This window comes from Nonomuraea sp. NPDC049725 (assembly GCF_040674795.1).
GTDB classification, from domain to species: Bacteria; Actinomycetota; Actinomycetes; order Streptosporangiales; family Streptosporangiaceae; genus Nonomuraea; species Nonomuraea ceibae.
Genome location: NZ_JBFANJ010000033.1, coordinates 21861 through 37830 on the forward strand (window position 1 = coordinate 21861; position 15970 = coordinate 37830).

The window sequence follows — 15970 nt, forward strand, 5'->3', positions numbered from 1 at the left end:
GGCAAATTGCGTCGTCCCGCGCGCGGCGTGCCCCGCATACCGTGACAGCACTCCCCAACTCTCAGAGGAGGCTCCATGTCAAGAGCCTTACGCGCTCTGTTCGCTCTCGTCCTCGGCGTCACGGTCCTGCTCGTCAGCTCGCCCGCGCAGGCGGTCACCGTGCTCCGGTACGACGCGTCCAGGGCCGCCGAGTTCCGTGGCGTGGTCGACCAGGCCGCGCAGATCTGGAACTCCAGCGTGACCAACGTCCGGCTCGAACCCGGCACCCCCGCCCACTTCATCGTCTACGCCGACAACGGCTGGCCCCGCGCCATGCCCACCAGCCTGGGCCGAGGCTACGTCTGGATGGGCCGGCAGGCCACCGCCCAGGGCCACAACGCGCTGCGCATCGCCACCCACGAGATCGGCCACATCCTCGGCCTGCCCGACCGGCGCACCGGCCGCTGCACGGACCTGATGTCCGGCGCGAGCGCGGGCACCTCCTGCACCAACCCGTACCCGAACGCCGCCGAGAAGGCCGAGGTCAACGGCAACTTCGCCGGCGCCTCGCCGCGGGTGGAGTTCGGCCAGGTCCACGTCAACCGCTGACTCGTCCGGATGAATCGGTGACGCCCTGTTGCGCGGCGGCGCGAACGCTGTTGCGCTGGGCGTCATGGCACGCGTTCTCCAGGCCGTCACGGCGCTCGCCGTGACGGCGGCGGCGGCCGGCCCGTCAGGGGTGGGCCGCGCCGCCGAACTGCGTTACGCGGGCGCGATGATCTCGCCCGTGCTGGTCGCCGACAGCACGCGCCACGCGCGGCACGGCGACGTGCTGTCCTCCGGCGGCGGGCGGGTCCTGTCGCCGGGCGGGCGGTTCCTGCGTTTTCCGGCCGGCTCCTGCCTCGCGCCGCCGTGCGCGCAGGCGATCATCGTGCCACGCGTGCCGCGCGTGCCCGACGGGTTCGGCGGGCCGGGCCCGTTCGCGTTCGGGGCCGCCGTCCGGCTGACGGCCGAGCCGCCGCGGGCCGCCGGGATGAACGTGTGGCAGCACGGCCTGGCCGGGCCCGGGCACGCGCAGTGGAAGCTGCAGGTGGACGGGGGAGTGCCCGCCTGCCGGTGGTCGGACGGCGCGGGCGTGGTGCTGCTGCGCCCGGCGATGCTGCGGCTGCCGGTGGGGCGCTGGTACGTGCTGCGGTGCGCGCGGGTGTCACCGGTGCTGTTCGAGCTGCGGGTGCTCGACCGGGGGAGCGGGGCGCCGGTCGTGGCGCCGGTGTACGCGACGGGGAGGCTGGGCGCGATCCGGCCGAGGGGAGCGCCGACGGTCGGCGGCAAGCGGGTGGACCCGGCGCGGGACGACCGGCAGACCGACCAGTTCCACGGCGATCTGGACGACGTGTATTTCGCCTACCAGTGATCTACTTTGTAAAGGCGCCGGAATCGTCCACATCATCCAGGGCACAAACTTCGCAACCCGCACCGAACGCACCAGCAGAGATCTGCTGAATCATTGCCCTGCGTGACGGCTCTTGCCCGGACCGCCGGGAAGGGGGCGGAACAGGGGAGGTGGCCCGTGGGAACGACATCCGTGTGGATCGAGATGCTGGGACGGGACCTGCGGGTCGTCGACACCGGCCGGTTCGCGGAGCGTCGCAGCGGGCTGGCGCTGCCCGAGGGCAGCGGGCTGCGGGACCTGATGGCCGCGCCCGCGGCGAAGGAGGCCGAGCGGCGCTTGCGCGAGGTGCTGGCCACGGGCGAGCCGGTGGTGGACTGGTGGCAGGTCATCCGGCCGCGCGAGCCCGGCGGCGACGAGCGGTGGGTGTCGATGTCCGCCTTCCGGATGGAGGACCACGGGGAGCCGTCGGGCGTGCTGGTGGTGTTCGCGGAGGTGGGCTCCGAGGACCCGGGGCGGCGGCTGGAGCTGCTGTACCGGTCGGCGGCGAGCATCGGCGCGTCGCTGGACGTGGTGGGGACGGCCGAGGACCTGGCGGGGGTGCTGGTGCCCGGCCTGGCGGACCTGGCGGCGGTGGACCTGTCGATGGCGGTGCTGAACGGCGAGGAGCCGTCGCCGCTGCAGCCGGGCGTGGCGCTGCGGTTCCACCGGTGCGCCGTGAGCGGGCCGTGGCCGGAGGGGACGGCCCGGGCCGGGTGGGAGCTGCCGCCGATTCCCGAACTGCGGGAGATGCAGGAGTTCTGGCTCGGGCAGTCGCTGCTGTCGCTGACCGCCGAGGAGGCGATGCGGCTGCTGGGGGACCGGCCGGAGCTGGTGCGGCTGCTGGTGCCGGAGAACGCGCGGGCGATGCTGTGCGCGCCGTTGCGCGCCCGGGGGATGCTGCTGGGCGCGGTGACGCTGTGGCGGGCGGCGGGCTCGGACCCGTTCGACGACGAGGACACGCGGCTGCTGGCGGAGATCGGCTCGCGGGCGGCGCTCGGGCTGGACAACGCGCGGCGCTACGCGCAGGAGCACCGCGCGGCGGTGACGTTGCAGCGGAGCCTGCTGCCGCAGGTGCCGGCGTCGCTGACGGCGGCGGAGACGGCGGGGGCGTATGTGCCGGCGGGCGGGGCTTCGGGCGTGGGGGGCGACTGGTTCGACGTGATCCCGCAGTCGTCGTTGCGGGTGGCGTTCGTGGTGGGCGACGTGGTGGGGCACGGGCTGCGCGCGACGGCGGCGATGGCGAGGCTGCGTACGGCGATCCAGGCGCTGGCGGACCTGGACCTGTCACCGGACGAGCTGCTGGCCCACATGGACGACCTGGTGGTGCGGCTGGCCGAGGAGTCCGACCTGGAACGCGTGGACGTGATGGAGGCCACGTGCCTGTACGCGGTGTTCGACCCGGTCACGCGGCGGTGCGTGATGGCCAGCGCGGGGCATCCGCCGCCGGTGGTGGTGCCGCCCGGCGGGCCCGCGGCCTTCGTGGAGATGATGCCGGGGCCGCCGCTCGGGGTGGGCGGCATGCCGTTCGAGCCGGTGGAGGTGACGCTGCCGGACGGGGCGGTGCTGGCGCTGTACACGAACGGGCTGGTGGACGCCGACGACCACGACCTGGACGGGGGGATGGACTCGCTGCGGCGGCGGCTCGACGGGCTGTGCCGGCCGGACGGCTCGCTGCGGGAGATCAGTGACCGCTTGATGACGGAGCTGTCGCCGGAGTCGCGCGCCGACGACGTGACGCTGCTGCTGGCGCGCACGCATGGGGTGCCGGAGGGGGACATGGCGTCGTGGGAGTTCCGGGCGGATCCGTCCATCGTCGCGCAGGCGCGGATGGTGGCCAACGAGCAGTTGTCGCTGTGGGGGCTGGACGCGCTCGCGTTCACGACGGAGCTGATCGTGAGCGAGCTGGTGACGAACGCGATCATGCACGCGGGTGAGCCGGTGGGCCTGCGGCTCATCCGCGACCGGCGGGTGCTGGTGTGCGAGGTGTCGGACCCGAGCAGCACCCAGCCGCGGTTGCGGCGGGCGCGCGAGGTCGACGAGGGCGGGCGGGGGCTGTTCCTGGTGGCGCAGCTGGCGGCGCGATGGGGGAGCCGCTACACGCCCGAGGGCAAGACGATCTGGACGGAACAGCCGATCGGTTAGGGCAGAGGCGGCCTGCCGCGCACGACGCCGGTGGTGAGGGCGCCGACCTCGCCGATCTCGATGTGGACCGTGTCGCCGGTGGCCAGCGTGAACGGCAGGTCGGGGACGAGGCAGGTCCCGGTGGCCAGCACGACGCCGTCAGGGTGCACGTCGGCGGCGAACAGGTGCGCGACCAGGTCGTCGAGGCGGCGGTGCAGCTCCGCCGTGGAAGCCTCGCCTGACCAGGCGAGGGCGCCGCCCCGGTGGATGCGCATGCTGATCGGCAGCGCGTACGGGTCCGGGACCTCCCAGGCGGGGCGGATCGCGGGGCCGAGGGCGCAGGCGCCCAGGTAGACCTTGGCCTGGGGCAGGTAGAGGGGGTTGGCGCCCTCGATCGTGCGGGAGCTGACGTCGTCGCAGACGGTGTAGCCGGCGATCTCGCCGTGGGCGTTGACGACGAGGGCCAGCTCCGGTTCGGGGACGTCGATGACGGAGTCCTGGCGGACGGCGATCGTGCCGCCGGGGCCGACGACGCGCCAGGCGGTGGACTTGAAGAACAGCTCGGGGCGTTCGGCGTCGTAGACGCGTTCGTAGACGTCGGCGTCGGCCTCGCTCTCGGTGACGCGGGCCTGGCGGGAGCGGCGGTAGGTGACCCCGGCGGCCCAGACCTCCATGCGGCCGTCGACGGGGGCGAGGGTGGTGTCCGGGGCGGGCTCCGGGGGCGTGCTGTCGTCGGCGGCGGTGACGAGGTCGCGCAGGTCGTCGAGGGGGAGGCGGAGAAGTTCCGGGAGAGGGAGCGGGAGAGGGTGCACGGTGTCGCCGGTCTGAACTCCGGCTCGGATCTCGCCATTCCGGGCATAGCGCACGATGTGCCTCATGGAGTCGATCGTAGGCGGACCACGGCCGCCGGGCGGCGCCCGGGGCCCGGGGCGCGGGGGTGCGGGGCGCGGGGCCGGGGGTGCGGGGCCGGGGTGTGGGGCCGGGGCCCGTGCGGCGGGGTCGGCCTACAGGTCGGTGACGCGGCCGTTGGCCCAGGCCCAGGCGGCGATCGCCACCCGGTTCCGCGCGCCCACCTTGCGCTGGATGGCCGCGATGTGGTTCTTGACGGTGCCCGGCGACAGGAACAGCTCGGCGGCGATCTCCCCGTTCGTCCTGCCCTGGGCGACCAGGGCGACGATCTCGTCCTCCCGCTCGGTGAGGACGACGGCCGTCGCCTCCCGGGGCAGCGCGCGCTCGCGCAGCAGCCGTACGGTGAGCTGCGGGCTGATCAGCATGTCGCCGTTCACCGCCGCCCGCACCGCCTCCACGAGCAGCGCGGGCCCGGAGCGTTTGAGCACGAAGCCGGAGGCCCCGTGCCGCAGCGCCGCGTGCACGTACTCGTCCAGCCCGAACGTCGTCACGATCACCACGTGCACGCCGGTACCCGACAGGGCCCGGGCCACCTCGATGCCGTCGGCGCCCGGCATGCGGATGTCGGCGAGCACCACGTCCGGCCCGATCGCCCTGGCGGTCTCGATGGCGGCCAGCCCGTCGGCGGCCTCGGCCACCACGGTGATGTCGGGCTGGGCGTCGAGGATCAGCCGGAACGCTTCACGGATGCCGCTCTGGTCGTCGGCGATGAGGACACGGGTGACCATTCACGCCATTGTGTCAGGCGCGCTGTGTCAGGGCCGCCGGGTCAGGGCCGCCGGGTGCCGGCCGGCGCCGTACGTCCCGGCCGGTCACTTCGGGTGCGCCTTTCCGGGCGTCTGTTACTGGGCCTCGGTGTTCAGGAGTTCGTAGCCGGCCTCCTCGACGGCGGCGCGCACCTCCTCGACGTTCAGGGGGCGGTTGCTGGTCACGGTCATCGTGTCGTGCTCCACGTCCACGGCGACGGCGGTGACCCCGGCGACGCGCTCCACCTCCTCGGTGACGGCGTCCGCGCAGTGGCCGCACGCCATCCCGGCCACGGTGTACGTGCCGGTGATCATGCGAACTCCTTGACGGTGCGGGTGAAGGAGTTGCCCTCGCGCAGACGGCCGTCGGGCGCGAACCGGCCGAAGAAGTGCACCTCGATGGCCAGGTCCTTGCCGCGGTTGTGCACGTACAGGGTGTAGCGGGCGGCGAGCCGGTCGCCGTCGGCCAGCGCGTCGTGCACCTCGATGCGGCTGGTGGGCCGGTTCTTGCGGACCGGGCGGGTGTGCGCGATGAGCTTGCCGCGGTCCATGCGGTTGCCGTCGGCGTACTGGACGACGTCCGGCGTGTGATAGCGGTCGACGATCACGGCCGCGTCCTCGTCGGTGGAGACGAGGTCGTCGTGGAAGGAGGAGTAGAAGTCGGTGATGAACTGCGCGGGATCGGTGGTGATCACGGTCTTCCTTCGCCAACGGTACGATCTCTTACGCGTTGTAAGATATGCGTGGCCCCACAATTTTGACAAGGTGTAAGAGATGACTCCCAACCGCCGTGCCGACGCCCAGCGCAGCCGGGCCGCCGTCCTGGACGCCGCGGTGCGCCTGCTCGGCACCCGGCCCGACGCCAGCGTCGAAGCCATCGCCACGGCCGCCGGCGTCACCCGCCAGACCGTCTACGCCCACTTCCCCAACCGGGACCGGCTGCTCGCGGCCGTCGTCGACCGGCTCACCGAAGAGACCGCCGCCGCCATGGACGCCACCGGCCCCGACACCGGCCCGGCCGCCGCCGCGCTGCTGCGCCTGCTCGACGCCGGCGCCGAGACCGCCGGACGCTACCCCGCCCTGCTGGAGAAGATCAGCTCCGTGGCCGTGCCCCCGCAGGACGACCACGAACGCCACGCCCCCATCAGCGATCGCCTCCTGCGGGTCATCCGGCGCGGCCAGGACAGCGGCGAGTTCGACGACCGGCTCCCGGCCGCCTGGCTGGCCACCGTCACCATCAAGCTCACCCACGCCGCCGCCGAGGAGACCGCCGCAGGCCGCCTGTCCCGAGCCGAAGCCACCCGCGCGTTCCACACCACCCTCCTGCGCGCCCTCGCCGCCCCACCACCACTCCCCGAACCCGGCAAGACCGCATAGGGCGACCACCCGGCCGGCTCGACGACGCAATCCCGCGCCTGGGAAGCCGCACGTCGTACGCGCCCGTACACGTGAAACAACCTCACCGGCGAGAGCGGCCCCTGCCGTACGGGCTTCTGCGGCTCGCCCCGCACCGAACGTGCCGATGCCGATGTTGCGCAGGGGGCCGCTCGGCGCGTAGGCGCGAGTGGGCCGTCTTTTCCTGATCACTGCGGTCACTCGTTGTGCAGGACGGTGGCGATCGTCTGGCGGGCTGCCGAGCGGGCGGGGAGCAGGGCGCCGAGGACGGCGATCACCACGCCCGACAGCGCCGCCCCTACGAGCTGCGGCGCGTCCCAGACGTTCTTCATGGCCTCGGGGAACACGACGGTGCCCACGTTGTCGACGATCAGGCGGTGCGCGGCGATCCCGCCGGGGATGCCGAGCAGGCCGCCGGCCACGCCCAGCGCCGCCATCGACGTCACCATCATGATCGTGACCTGGCGGGGCGTCATCCCGATGGACTTGAGCATGCCCAGGTCGCGGCGGCGTTCGCGGGCGTTGAGCAGTACGGTGTTGAACACGCCGAGCGACGCCACGACGATCAGCAGCGTGGTGAAGACGGAGGCGACCGCGACGACGGTCGCGGTGGCGCGGGTGTCGGGGCGGGCGACGGACGGGTGGAGGCCGGGGTCGGCCGCCCTGACCGCGGCGGCGTAGGCGTCGGCGTCGGCCCCTGGGGTGAGCAGTACCTCGTAGTGGTCGGCGCCGGTGCCCGGGGCGAGCGCGGTCAGCGTCTCCCAGGTGGACCAGAGGAAGCGCGGGTCGCCGTTCATGATCTGGCCGACGACGGCGGCGGGGACCCGTCTGCCGTCGAGCTCCAGCGTGATCCGGTCGCCGACGGCCAGGCCGCGCTGCGCCAGGAACGCCGGCGGGGCGGCGATCTCGCCGGGCGCGGCCGGCCAGCGTCCCTCGACGATCTGGGCGGCCATCGCCGGTGGGTCGCCGCGCTGGAAGTTCACGGCGCTGCGCTGCGCGTGCCCGGTCAGGTGCACGTCGACGAACACCTTCGCCGTCACGCGCGACGCGCCCGGCAGCGACCGCAGCAGCGCCTCGATCCGCTCGTCGTCGAGCTTGGGCGCCACCTGCTGGAACGCCGGCTGGCCCGCCCGCACGCCGACCCGCGGGGCCGTGCCGGCGTCCGCCTCGGCGAAGGCCACCATCGTGCTGGTCAGGCCGGTGGTGAGGGTGACGGTGACGACCCCGAGGACGATCGCCGCCATCGTCATCGCGGTCCGGCCCGGGCGGGCGAACGGCTGGCCCAGACCCAGGCTGACGGGGCGGGGCAGCCGGGTGCCGCCGAGCAGCCGCTGGACGCGCAGCCCGCGGCCCCGTAGCGGCGCGCTGCCTGCGCCGCCCGCGCTGATCGCCCGCGCGGCCGGCAGCCGGTGCGCGCGCAGCGCCGGCACCAGCGCGGCCAGTACGACGACGAGCGGCATGCCGGCCAAGCAGACGGCGGACACCCACGGGCTGATCCCGATGCCGGCGCTGCCGCGCTCGACCCCCTGGAAGGCGGTGTCCAGCACGGGCCCGGCCAGTGCGTTGCCCAGCAGCGTGCCCGCGACGCACCCGGCGGCGCCCGGCAGCGACACCATCGCCAGATAGACGGCGACCACCTGGTTGGGGGTGAACCCGATGGCCTTCAGCACGCCGATGTGGCGCGAACCCGACACGACGGCGCCGCTGACCACGTTGGCCACCATGAGGACGGCGACCAGCAGGCCGAGCACGCCGAACAGCGTCATCAGCGGCAGATAGGCGTTGGCGGCGCTGGAGAAGGCGCGGCGCAGCGAGAGATGGGACTGCGCTACCGTCAGCGCGCCCGCGGGCAGCCCGGCGGTGGCCGCGTCGAGCCCGGCGCGTACGGCCTGCTCGGTGGAGGTGTCGCCGGTGAAGCGGTAGAGCATCTGCACGCCGGTCGGGCGCAGCGCGGCGGCCTGGGCGGGCGTGACCCAGGCGTCGGCCGACTGGCTCATGCCGGAGGCGACCCCGACGACCGTCAACGGCGGCAGCCCCGGCGCACGGAGCCGCGCCCCCAGCATGCCGGGGCGGAGCAGGCCGTCGGCGTCGCGCAGGTTGAGCACGATCTCGCCGGGCGCGGTGGCCCAGCGCCCGTGCAGCGGGTGGACGCGATCCACCGGGCCGCCCGGATCGGCCCGGCCCACCAGCTTGAGCGGGCCCTCCGCCTCGGGGATGTCGGTGGTCCTGGGGAAGTCGACGACGACCTGGTCGAACGGGCCCGCCGCAGCCTCGACGCCGGGCCGCCCGGCGGTCGCCGCCAGCGCCTCCTTCGACACCTTGGCCGCGTCGAAGGAGGCGACCACGTGGGCGCCGCGCTGCCCGGCGAACGCCCGGTCGAACGGGGAGGTGGCGGCGTCGAGCAGGCCCAGGGTGAGCATGATTGTCGTGGTGCCGCACAGGACGACCAGGCCGGTGATGACCGTCTGCAGCCTCCGCCGCCGCACCGCCGCCCGCGCCACCCGCCACACCGCCCCCGCCCCGGCCCCAGCTCGGCCTCCGGCCCCGGCCCCAGCCCCAGCTTGCGCCCCGGCTCCAGCCTGGGCCCCAACTCCAGCTCCAGCCCCGGCTCTGGTCGCAGCCCCAGTTCGCGCTCCTGCCCCTGCCCCTGCCCCGGCTCCGGCTTCCGCCCGCCGCCCGCCTCGGTGCCCGGACCGGTGCTCGGACGGGCGCGTGGGCGGGCGCTTGGTGGAGTGCCCGGACTGGTGCCCGGTGGGGTACTCGGAGGGGGATTCTGTGAGGTGCTGGGAGGGGGGTCTGGTGGGATGCCCGGCGGGCTGCTCAGACGGCGGGGCTGAGGGGTGCCCGGTGGGGTGCTCAGACGGCGGGGCTGAGGGGTGCCCGGTGGGGTGCTTGGGCGGCGGGGCTGAGGGGTGCCCGGTGGGGTGCTTGGGCGGCGGGGCTGAGGGGTGCCCGGTGGGGTGCTTGGGCGGCGGGGCTGAGGGGTGCCCGGTGACGTGCTCGGACGGCGGCTCGGCTGGGGGTTCGGGGGTGCCTGGGGTGGGGGTCACTGCGCACGTCCCGGCACGCTCGCTTCGGTGCTGCGCATCCCGGTCCCGCAGGCATGTTGCACGCTCCATGTGCTCATTCGGTGTGCTCCAGGATGTTCTCGCGGGCCACCCGGCCGTCGGCGAGCTCGATGAGGCGGGTGGCGCAGCGGGTGGCCAGGTGGGGGTCGTGGGTGACGAGCAGCAGGGTCTGGCCGATCTGGTTGAGGTCGATGAGCAGGTCCATCACCTGTTCGCCGAAGCGGCTGTCGAGCGCGCCGGTCGGCTCGTCGGCCAGGAGCAGCGCCGGGCGGTTCATCAGGGCGCGTGCCACCGCGACGCGCTGGCGTTCGCCGCCGCTGAGCACCGCGGGGTAGGCGTCCTTGCGGCCCGCGATGCCGAGCTCGTCCAGCAGCTCCAGCGCACGCCGTCGCGCCTGGCGGGCCGGGATGCCGGTGAGCTGGGCCGGCAGTGCCACGTTGTCCAGCGCCGGCAGGTCGTCGACCAGGTTGAAGAACTGGAAGATCATCCCGATGTGCCGCCGCCGGAACAGCGCCAGCCCCGTCTCGTCCAATCGGCTCAGATCCTGGCCCGCGACCACGACCGAGCCGCCGGTCGGGCGGTCCAGGCCCGCGATCATGTTGAGCAGGGTCGACTTGCCGCACCCTGACGGGCCCATCACCGCGACGGCCTCGCCCGCGCCGATGCGCAGGGACACGCCGTCCAGCGCCGAGGTCTCGCCGTAGTCCTTGCGCACGCCGTCCAGCCGCACGATGTCTTCTTGGCTCACGCGCAGCACGCTAGGCCAGCACCCGATCGGCCCACATCGGTCCGGGGACCGATCTCGCCCGGCCATGTCGTACCGGGGGCGTACGGGATGGGCCTGGGAGGGCGAGTGCTCGGGGGCGTACGGGACGGGCCTGGGAGGGCGGGTGCTCGTCGTGTTCGGGGCGTGCGGGGCTGAGGCGCGTTGTGTCCGGAGCGTGCGGATGGCCGGACGGCGGTGGCGGTCGTACCGGGGGCGTACGGGATCGGTCCGGAGGCTGATGCGGGTTTCGGGGGCGGTCTGGGAGAGTGGTGGCGTGTGGTCGTACGTCGCGCTGGGGGTGACCTGCGCCGTCGCCTCGGGGCTGGCCGTGGCGCTGGTGAGGGCGCGGCGCCTGCACCGTGAGGCGCTGGAGGAGCGCGGCTGGCTGCTGGAGCGCGAGCGTGAGAGCGCCGCCCGCACCGCCGTCGACGCCGAGCGCGCCCGCATCGCCCGCGAGCTGCACGACATCGTCAGCCACAACGTCAGCCTCATGGTGGTGCAGGCGGCCGCCGCTCGTGAGGTGCTGCCGACGATGCCGGGTGAGGCGGAGGCCGCGTTGAAGGCCGTCGAGGGCGCCGGGCGGGACGCGATGACCGAGCTGCGCCACCTGCTGGGGGTGCTCGCGCCGTCGCAGAGCGGCGACGACGAGCCGTACGGGGGCGGCGAGCCGTACGGGGGCGACCTGGCGCCGCAGCCGAGCCTGAGCCGGTTGGGGCCGCTGATCGACCGGATCGCCTTCGCCGGGCTGCCCGTCGACGTGCGGATCTCGGGGGAGCCGCGGCCGCTGCCGGCCGGGATCGACGTCACCGCGTACCGGATCGTGCAGGAGGCGCTCACCAACGCGCTCAAGCACGGCAGCGGCGTGACGGCGCAGGTCACGGTGCGATACGCCGACCGTTCGCTGCGGGTGGAGGTTCTCAACACCGGGCCCAGCGTGCTGACCTCCGCCGATCGACCGTCCGGGACCGGTCATCAGGAAGGGGTCGGCCGGTACCGAGAAGCTGGTCGCCAGGAGGGGGCTGGGCGCGGGTTGCTCGGGTTGCGGGAGCGGGTCGCCGTCTACGGTGGCGATCTTGACGCCAGAAGACGGCTGGGCGGCGGCTATCGCGTCCGGGCTCGCATCCCGCTGGACGGCACATGACGGCGTACGAAGATCCGCGGGTGCTCATCGCCGACGACCAGGCTTTGGTACGCAGCGGGTTCCGGCTGATCCTCACCACCCGGGGCATCCCCGTGGCCGGGGAGGCAGCCGACGGGGCCGAAGCGGTCGCCGCCGCGCGGGAGCTGCGTCCCGACGTCGTGCTGATGGACATCCGCATGCCCACCATGGACGGGCTCGAAGCCGCCGGTCACATCCTGCGGGAGCTCCCCGGCTGCCGGGTGATCATGCTGACCACGTTCGACCTCGACCGGTACGTCTACGCCGCCCTCCAGCTCGGCGCGAGCGGCTTCCTGCTCAAGGACGTGACCGCCGACCACCTGGCCGCCGCGGTGCGCCTGGTCGGCACCGGTGACGCCCTTCTGGCGCCGTCGATCACCCGGCGGCTGGTGGAGCGGTTCGCCGCCGGTGACCGTCAGCCGGCCCGCGCGCCCGCCCCGCACCGTGACCTCGCCGCCCTGACACCCCGGGAGCTCGAGGTGCTGACGCTCGTGGGGCAGGGCCTGTCCAACGCGGAGCTGGCCGGTGCGCTCACGCTGAGCGAGTCGACCGTCAAGACCCATGTCGGCCGCATCTTCACCAAGCTCGGCCTGCGTGACCGTGCCCAGGCCGTCGTGCTCGCGTACGAGACGGGGCTCGTCTCCCCGGGAGATTCCTCGTACTGAGGACGGGGAGCCAACCCGCTTGATCGAGCTGCGGGAGCACCGGGAGATCACCGGCCGCCGGTCTCGGGCGCGACGGATGGCGCCGAGCCCGGCGGGCCGGGCGCTGGAGCTCGTGCGGGGCCCGCCGCTGCGGTGCCGGAGGCGGGCGGGCAGGCGCCGCCGCCCGGCGGCATACGGCTCAGCGTGATCGGGTTAGGTGCTGCTCGACCGCCGCCGTCATCCGGCTGCCCGCCTCCAGGGCCGCGGCCTTGGCCGCGACCGGGTTGGTGCCGGCCGCCTGTCCGAGGATGACGCCGAGCACCAGGCGGCCCCGTACCCGGGAGGCCCACATGAGGTTGCCTCCGGCGGCGGTGCCGGAGCCGGTCTTGACGCCGATGACGCCGTGCCTGCCGAGCAGCGTGTTGGTGCTGGGCAGCGTGCGGGCGTCGCCGGGGACGGCCGTGCCCGGCGACGCCACGATCGCGCGGAACGCCGGGTCGCGCATCGCCGCCCGGGCGAGCTTGAGCTGGTCGGAGGCGGTGCTGACGGTGGTGTCCTCGTTGCCGCTGGCGCCCGTGTAGGTGGTGTCGGCCATGCCCAGACGGCGGGCGGCTGCGTTCATCCGCTGGACGAACCGCGCCTCGGAGCCGGCGTCGTGACGGGCCAGGAGGCGGGCCGCGTTGTTGCCCGAGGGCACCAGCATCAGCTCCAGCAGCCGCCGCAGCCGGATCGTCTGACCTTCGCGGACCGGGACGGTCGACTCCTGCGGCGCGTACGCCTCCTCGGCGGCAGTGCGGTCCACCGTGATCGGCGGGCCGTCGTCGCCGGGCCGGAGCGGGTGGCGGCGCAGGATCACGTAGGCGGTCATGACCTTGGTGAGGCTGGCGATGGGCACCGGTTCGCGGTCGCCGGTGGCGCCCAGGCTGCCCAGGCCGTCGACCTCGACCGCCGCCTGCCCTTCGGCGGGCCACGGCAGCGCCGCGGCCCCGGACGGAACGGCCGAGCACGCGCTCACCAGCAACAAGACAAGCATGAACGTACATCGCATGCCGGAAACGGTGCGCCATCGCCGTATCCGTCAGGCCGTGACCGTGTCTCCGCCGCCGCTCGGCCGTGTATCGGCCGTGTATCAGCCTGCGGGCCCGCGGGGGAGGCGCAGCACGGCCACGGCGCCGTCCGGCGTGTTGGCCAGGGACAGCTCGGCGCCGATGACCCGGGCCTGGCCCAGCGCGATCGTCAGCCCGAGGCCGTGGCCGTGGCCGCGTTCGGCGGCGCCGGTGCGGAAGCGTTCGGGGCCGCCGTCCAGGAGCTCCGCGGGGAAGCCCGGCCCCCGGTCGCGGACCTCGATCACGTGGCCGCCGGTCGTGACGCCGATCGTGATCTCGACCGGCGGGGCGCCGTGGCGGTGGGCGTTGAGCACGAGGTTGGCGAGGATCCGGTCGAGGCGGCGCGGGTCCGTCTCGGCCACCGGGTTCCCGGCGGCGATCACCCGCGCCTCGACGCCCACCCGGGCCGCCGACTCCTCGGCCAGCTCGGCCAGCGGCACCCGGGCCCGCTCGGCGACCTCGGCGCCCGCGTCCAGCCGGGAGACCTCCAGCAGGTCCTCCACCAGCGAGCGCAGCACCCGCACCCGGTCGCGTACCAGGTCGGCCGCCTCGCCCTCCTCCAGCAGCTCGACGACGGCGACCAGCCCCATCAGCGGGGTGCGCAGGTCGTGGGCGACGTCGGCGGTGAACCGCTGCTCGGCCAGCAGCCGGTGCTGGAGCGCGGCCGCCATGGAGTCGACGGCGGCGGCGATGTCGGTGATCTCGTCCCGGCCGCGCCATCGCGCCCGGCGCGGCGGTGCGGGGCCGGTGCGGGCGTCGAGGTCGCCGGCGGCGATCCTGCGGGCGGTACGGGCGACGCGGCGCAGCCGCCGGTTGGCCAGCTCGGCCAGGCCCGCCGAGACCGGCACCACCACGGCGAGCGCGGTCAGCGCGGCCTTGGCCATGTCGCGGTCGAGCGCGTGCAGCCGGAGCAGCTGCGAGCCCATCGAGATCTGCACGCTGACCGCGTGCCGGCCGTCGCCGTACGGCTGGGCGGCCCACATCCACGGCTCGTCGCGGTGGTCGAGGCCGTACCCGACGGCCGGGCGGCCGGGCCGCAGCCGGGCCGCCAGGTCGCCGGGCAGTTCGGCGAGGGCGACCACGCCGGGCCGGCCGGAGGCGAGGGACTTCTCCAGGGCGTCCAGGGCCTCGGTCTCGCCGGTGTCCAGGGCGCGCTGCCAGGTGGCCTGGTGCACGAGGAGCCCGACCATGGCGGCGGCGACGGCGGCGGCGAGCGTGACGAGGGCGGCGATCTTCCACCGCAGCGAGGCCGGGTTCACGTGGTGGTCAGCTTGTAGCCGAACCCGCGCACGGTCTCGATGCGGCCGGCGCCGATCTTCTTGCGCAGCCGCTGCACGCACAGGTCGACGACGCGGCTGTCGCCGTCCCACCCGTAGTCCCAGACCGTGCGCAGCAGCGTGGCCCGTTCGAGCACGATGCCGGGGTGGGCGGCGAACTCCAGCAGCAGCCGCAGTTCGGTCGGCGTCAGCTCGACGCGCCGCCCGGCCCGCCGCACCTCCAGCGCCCCGGTGTCGACGCTCAGCTCGCCGAACGTGAGCACCGCGCCCGCCTGCCCGGACGCGGGGGAGGGCTGGGCGACGGCGGCGCGGCGCAGCAGCGAGCGGATCCTGGCCACCAGCACCGGCAGGTCGACCGGTTTGACCACGTAGTCGTCGGCGCCGCCCTCCAGCCCGGCGACGACGTCCAGGCCGTCGCCGCGGGCCGACAGCAGCAGGATGGGCACCTGGCTGCTCTCCCGGACCCTGCGGCACAGGCTGATGCCGTCCAGGCCGGGCAGCATCACGTCCAGCAGCAGCAGGTCGTGGCCGCCCGCCAGCGCCGCCTCCAGCCCGCCGAGGCCGTCGGCGGCGGTGGACACCCGGTAGCCGTAGCGCTCCAGGGCCCGGCCGACCGAGGTGCGGATCACCGCGTCATCTTCGACGAGCAGCAGGGATGTCATGAGATGAACAATATTGAGCGAAATGCGGTGATACGTGCCTGGTGTGATCTGCTGCTCACCCCGGGACGGGTGATACCGTCATGGTCAGGTGAGCCGGGAAGTCTGGTCGGCACGTCCCATCCCCGTCGAACGAAGGATGTGCGCGTGCGCGCCCGAGACCTCCTTGCCGACTTCCCCGTCGTCGGCCCCGACACCCCCGTGCTCGAAGCCGCGAGACTGCTGGCCGAGCAGGACCTGCCCGGACTCATCGTCACCGGCGGCGACCGTGCGCCGCTCACGATCCTGCCCGGCGCCGAGGTGCTGCGCCTGGCCGTGCCGGGCTACTGCCAGGACGACCCGGCGCTGGCCCGCGTGGTGGACGAGGCGCACGCCGACGCGTTCCTGGACCGGCTCGACGGCCGCACGGTGCGCGAGGCGCTGCCGTCCGGCCGGTGGCGCGAGCTGCCGATCACCGACGAGGACGCCACCGTGCTGGAGCTGGCCGCGCTGATGGCGCGCACCCGCAGCCCGCTGGTCGCCGTCGTCCGCGACGGCCGCCTGCTGGGCGCGGTCACGCTCCAGGCGCTGCTCGACCGGGCGCTCGGCGCATGACGGCGCTCGCCTGGGTGAGCGTGGCGGTGTTCCTTGTCGCGTACGCGTTGATCGCGTCGGAGAAGGTGCATCGGGTGGCGGCGGCGCTGGGCGGGGCGGGGATCATGTTGTTGAT

16 protein-coding genes are annotated in these 15970 nt (G+C 74.3%); 7 read left to right on the top strand and 9 right to left on the bottom strand.

Annotation, left to right across the window (positions count from 1 at the left end):
- Window positions 1-75: 75 nt before the first annotated feature.
- From AB0J53_RS44415 to AB0J53_RS44425, 3 genes are all read left to right on the top strand, one after another.
- Window positions 76-588, top strand: a complete 513-nt coding sequence (locus AB0J53_RS44415; RefSeq protein WP_219517596.1) for a snapalysin family zinc-dependent metalloprotease — start codon at window positions 76-78, stop codon at window positions 586-588.
- Between the two features lie 64 nt (window positions 589-652).
- Window positions 653-1393 (top strand): hypothetical protein, encoded by a 741-nt coding sequence (locus AB0J53_RS44420; RefSeq protein ID WP_364184204.1) that lies wholly within the window; start codon window positions 653-655, stop codon window positions 1391-1393.
- 156 nt (window positions 1394-1549) lie between these two features.
- A complete protein-coding gene (locus tag AB0J53_RS44425) occupies window positions 1550-3553 on the top strand; it encodes a SpoIIE family protein phosphatase (RefSeq protein ID WP_364184207.1) in 2004 nt (667 codons plus the stop codon).
- Here AB0J53_RS44425 and AB0J53_RS44430 read toward each other — a convergent pair.
- From AB0J53_RS44430 to AB0J53_RS44445, 4 genes are all read right to left on the bottom strand, one after another.
- The gene (locus AB0J53_RS44430; protein ID WP_364184210.1) at window positions 3550-4410 is read right to left on the bottom strand and encodes a fumarylacetoacetate hydrolase family protein; all 861 of its coding nucleotides are present in this window, start codon (window positions 4408-4410) and stop codon (window positions 3550-3552) included. The genes AB0J53_RS44425 and AB0J53_RS44430 overlap by 4 nt on opposite strands.
- Before the next feature lie 126 nt (window positions 4411-4536).
- Entirely contained in the window at window positions 4537-5169 is a 633-nt protein-coding gene (locus tag AB0J53_RS44435; RefSeq protein ID WP_219508619.1) for a response regulator transcription factor, read from the bottom strand.
- Between the two features lie 114 nt (window positions 5170-5283).
- Entirely contained in the window at window positions 5284-5502 is a 219-nt protein-coding gene (locus AB0J53_RS44440; RefSeq protein WP_364184214.1) for a heavy-metal-associated domain-containing protein, read from the bottom strand.
- Window positions 5499-5882 carry a nuclear transport factor 2 family protein gene (locus AB0J53_RS44445; protein ID WP_364184217.1) on the bottom strand — a complete coding sequence of 128 codons (384 nt, stop codon included), beginning with the start codon at window positions 5880-5882 and terminating at the stop codon, window positions 5499-5501. Before AB0J53_RS44445 ends, AB0J53_RS44440 begins: the two co-directional genes overlap by 4 nt.
- A 79-nt stretch (window positions 5883-5961) precedes the next feature.
- Between AB0J53_RS44445 and AB0J53_RS44450 the strand changes: the two genes are divergently transcribed.
- Window positions 5962-6564, top strand: coding sequence for a TetR/AcrR family transcriptional regulator (locus AB0J53_RS44450; protein WP_364184219.1), 603 nt, complete (start codon window positions 5962-5964; stop codon window positions 6562-6564).
- A 215-nt stretch (window positions 6565-6779) separates the two neighbouring features.
- Here AB0J53_RS44450 and AB0J53_RS44455 read toward each other — a convergent pair whose 3' ends face one another.
- Together AB0J53_RS44455 and AB0J53_RS44460 are read right to left on the bottom strand one after the other, a co-directional pair.
- On the bottom strand, window positions 6780-9083 hold the full coding sequence (locus tag AB0J53_RS44455; RefSeq protein WP_364184222.1) for an FtsX-like permease family protein: 2304 nt from the start codon (window positions 9081-9083) through the stop codon (window positions 6780-6782).
- 622 nt (window positions 9084-9705) lie between these two features.
- The gene (locus AB0J53_RS44460; RefSeq protein WP_364184224.1) at window positions 9706-10398 is read right to left on the bottom strand and encodes an ABC transporter ATP-binding protein; all 693 of its coding nucleotides are present in this window, start codon (window positions 10396-10398) and stop codon (window positions 9706-9708) included.
- A gap of 292 nt (window positions 10399-10690) precedes the next feature.
- Between AB0J53_RS44460 and AB0J53_RS44465 the strand changes: the two genes are divergently transcribed.
- Window positions 10691-11557, top strand: coding sequence for a histidine kinase (locus AB0J53_RS44465; protein ID WP_364184227.1), 867 nt, complete (start codon window positions 10691-10693; stop codon window positions 11555-11557).
- Window positions 11554-12240 (top strand): response regulator transcription factor, encoded by a 687-nt coding sequence (locus tag AB0J53_RS44470; protein WP_364184229.1) that lies wholly within the window; start codon window positions 11554-11556, stop codon window positions 12238-12240. Before AB0J53_RS44465 ends, AB0J53_RS44470 begins: the two co-directional genes overlap by 4 nt.
- Before the next feature lie 178 nt (window positions 12241-12418).
- Here AB0J53_RS44470 and AB0J53_RS44475 read toward each other — a convergent pair whose 3' ends face one another.
- From AB0J53_RS44475 to cseB, 3 genes are all read right to left on the bottom strand, one after another.
- Window positions 12419-13252, bottom strand: a complete 834-nt coding sequence (locus AB0J53_RS44475; RefSeq protein WP_364184232.1) for a serine hydrolase — start codon at window positions 13250-13252, stop codon at window positions 12419-12421.
- A 96-nt stretch (window positions 13253-13348) separates the two neighbouring features.
- Complete coding sequence (locus AB0J53_RS44480) at window positions 13349-14584, bottom strand: HAMP domain-containing sensor histidine kinase (protein ID WP_364184235.1); 1236 nt, start codon at window positions 14582-14584, stop codon at window positions 13349-13351.
- A complete protein-coding gene (gene cseB, locus AB0J53_RS44485) occupies window positions 14581-15264 on the bottom strand; it encodes a two-component system response regulator CseB (RefSeq protein ID WP_364184237.1) in 684 nt (227 codons plus the stop codon). Before cseB ends, AB0J53_RS44480 begins: the two co-directional genes overlap by 4 nt.
- Window positions 15265-15408: 144 nt before the next feature.
- Between cseB and AB0J53_RS44490 the strand changes: the two genes are divergently transcribed.
- Window positions 15409-15855, top strand: a complete 447-nt coding sequence (locus AB0J53_RS44490) for a CBS domain-containing protein (protein ID WP_364184240.1) — start codon at window positions 15409-15411, stop codon at window positions 15853-15855.
- The last annotated feature ends 115 nt before the right edge of the window (window positions 15856-15970 follow it).